Origin of the sequence: Orientia chuto str. Dubai (genome assembly GCF_000964595.1) — a bacterium.
GTDB classification, from domain to species: Bacteria; Pseudomonadota; Alphaproteobacteria; order Rickettsiales; family Rickettsiaceae; genus Orientia; species Orientia mediorientalis.
Genome location: NZ_LANP01000047.1, coordinates 1 through 2,070 on the forward strand (window position 1 = coordinate 1; position 2,070 = coordinate 2,070).

Here is a 2,070-nt window from a genome sequence, read left to right on the forward strand (position 1 = left end):
TACCATAAATTCATTAAAGCTATGCCCTTGTTATAATAAGCCTCAGGATTATTAGGTTTATACTTAATAGCAATATTAAAATTTTCTATTGCATCTTCATACTTTCCCAAGTCATTTAAGGAAGCTCCTTTGTTATTATATGCTTCTGCGTAGTTAGGTTTGTATTTAATTGCTGTATCGCAAAGCATTATAGCTTCTTTATTTTTTCCAAGTTTTCTATAAGACACAGCTTTATTATTATATGCTTCTACAAAATTAGATTTGTATTTAATAGCAGTATCATAATACTTAATTGCTTCAGAAGTTTTACCTAAAATATCTAAAGCTATTCCTTTGCTATTATATGCCGATGCATAACTTGGATCATACTTGATAGCAATATCAAAATTTTCTATTGCTTCCTGATATTTTTTTAATTTCAGGAAAGAACTACCAATATTAGAATATTCTTTAGCTAGAAGAGTACTATCTTTATCCTGTTGCATTATTTGCTGCTGTTCTGCTGCAATAGATGCATTTAACAGTATTAAAATAGCTGTTATTATATTTTTAATAAATTTCATATGATCTCTAATCTTTTTTATTTATAACTGCTTCTAATACCTCTTTACCTGCTTCTACTGCTTCTTTTCCTACAAGAATAACTGCTGAATTAGAGATATTATCAAATTCCTTCTCGATCTTTTGAGCCTTATTTTTAATACTATCAGAAATTCTATTAAGATGCTCTACTTTTTCAGTATCAGTTATACTGCTCTGTTGTTCTATATGCATTTTGATATTATTGCTAGCTTGATTTCTTAAATTATCGATTTTTTCCTCAAAAGCGTTTTGTAAATCTTGCTTACTAGAAATACCATCAATATCGTGATTCAAATCTTGAGGAACTGCATCATTAATTTGAGCAACTTTAAAAGCAATTTTTTCTGCTTCATCTGAGTGATCTCTAGCCCATCGAGCAGCTTGTTCTTTGCTGTTTACTTCTGGTATTTGATTAATAATTTCATTTAATACAAGCTCATTAATATTACGATCGATAATAGCAGAGTTGTGAGATACATAATTAATACTATGACTAAGTTGCTCCATTTCTTGCTTAGTTTTAGCTATCTCTTGTCCTATCGATTGTTGTTCAGACAGGTTCGCATTAAGATTTTCGCTTAATGACTGTACTTTGCTATCTGTGACATTAAATCTTCCTTCTCTTACTGCACTCTGAATTTTTAATAATGCTTCACTATATGATTGTTGCTGATTCGCTGAGTTGCCTTGGGTTACTTCATTGTTTTGATTTCCTAAAACTCTACTGTTAAATCCAAACTTGTCAACACCAACACTAGCGCTAGTGCCACTGCTTTTACTATGACTACTACCTGTATGTTCAGTAGTAGCTATGCCATCTGAACTCACGACTTGCAGGGCTTGGGATTCGCTATCAGTGAGGCCTATAGATTTAGCTTCATCGTGACTCAATCTTTGACCTATTTCCATAGCCATGGAGTTTCCTGTTGAAACAAGCTCGCTTTCTCTTTTTGTTAATGAGTCAAGGAAGCTTTGTGAACGCATAAACTGGTTTTGATAGCCAGATTGTAGCAGCGCAGAAGATCGGTAGTTATTTACTAATGAATCTACGTTTTCAGCTATAATTTGCCGACCATCTGCTGTTGTAGTAACTCCTCTGCCACCATCATACATGTTTCCAATACTCTCATTTAAAGAAGGAGCAAAATTTTGCTGAGCAATGGTTCTATTGCTTATAGTTATCAAGGTTCAAGTTATTATCAACTACATTTGATCCTAAGCTGCTAGCAACAGGTATTGGAGAAAATTGTCCAGCTAGGTTAGCTGTAGCATGAGCACAAGCTTTTAGTACTGCCCAAGATATCATTGGTATAGAGGCTAATAGCATCTGAAATGTTGCATAGCTGTGTAATATCATTTCTGCAAAGCTTCCTTGCGACAGAATGTTTAAACCATAACTGCCACCAAGGGCCCCAGATTTATTTGCTAAGCTAATCATTCCTAAACAATGAATAATTGTAAAAAATACTGGCCAACTTGCTACCCAAA

Annotated in this window: 2 protein-coding genes and 1 pseudogene; all 3 read right to left on the bottom strand. The window is 33.5% G+C overall.

Annotation, left to right across the window (positions count from 1 at the left end):
• On the bottom strand, window positions 1-563 hold a 563-nt coding region (locus OCHUTO_RS04760; protein ID WP_045797631.1), incomplete at its 3' end, for a tetratricopeptide repeat protein.
• 7 nt (window positions 564-570) lie between these two features.
• A complete protein-coding gene (locus OCHUTO_RS04765; RefSeq protein ID WP_052694670.1) occupies window positions 571-1,767 on the bottom strand; it encodes a hypothetical protein in 1,197 nt (398 codons plus the stop codon).
• Window positions 1,748-2,070 (bottom strand): annotated as a pseudogene (locus OCHUTO_RS06100) (conjugal transfer protein TraG N-terminal domain-containing protein); the annotation flags it as partial. The pseudogene OCHUTO_RS06100 and the gene OCHUTO_RS04765, both read right to left, overlap by 20 nt.